Genomic DNA, 538 nt, shown 5'->3' on the forward strand with positions numbered 1-538 from the left:
GATGCCTGGCAGTTCCCTACTCTCGCATGGGGAGACCCCACACTACCATCGGCGCTACGGCGTTTCACTTCTGAGTTCGGCATGGGGTCAGGTGGGACCACCGCGCTAAAGCCGCCAGGCAAATTCTTTTACCGCACTCAAGCCATATTAGTGGTGCTGATACCCAGAGTCGAACTGGGGACCTCACCCTTACCAAGGGTGCGCTCTACCAACTGAGCCATATCAGCATGCTTATTACTTACAGTAAGCGGAATAGTCACGCTTAATGCTTAAATTGATGCCTGGCAGTTGATGAACCTTTGTTCACCCTACGGGCCGTTGCATCGCAACGTTCAAACTTCGCCTTACGGCTTGTTTGTCCTACTCTATGAGAGTAGTGAACTGCCTCGTAATACCAGTTTACTGCTTAAATTGATGCCTGGCAGTTCCCTACTCTCGCATGGGGAGGCCCCACACTACCATCGGCGCTACGGCGTTTCACTTCTGAGTTCGGCATGGGGTCAGGTGGGACCACCGCGCTAAAGCCGCCAGGCAAATT

At 53.3% G+C, this 538-nt stretch carries 1 tRNA gene and 2 rRNA genes; all 3 read right to left on the reverse strand.

Going from position 1 to position 538, the window contains the following annotated elements:
* Window positions 1–3: 3 nt before the first annotated feature.
* The 3 genes from rrf (ACA373_RS22130) to rrf (ACA373_RS22140) all read right to left on the reverse strand — a co-directional run bounded on the left by rrf (ACA373_RS22130) (window position 4) and on the right by rrf (ACA373_RS22140) (window position 532).
* Window positions 4–119 (reverse strand): 5S ribosomal RNA (gene rrf / locus ACA373_RS22130).
* A gap of 32 nt (window positions 120–151) precedes the next feature.
* Window positions 152–227, reverse strand: a tRNA-Thr gene (locus ACA373_RS22135).
* 189 nt (window positions 228–416) lie between these two features.
* Window positions 417–532 (reverse strand): 5S ribosomal RNA (gene rrf / locus ACA373_RS22140).
* Window positions 533–538 lie beyond the last annotated feature (6 nt).

The organism is Erwinia sp. STN24, from assembly GCF_041320675.1.
Lineage (GTDB): Bacteria > Pseudomonadota > Gammaproteobacteria > Enterobacterales > Enterobacteriaceae > Erwinia > Erwinia aeris.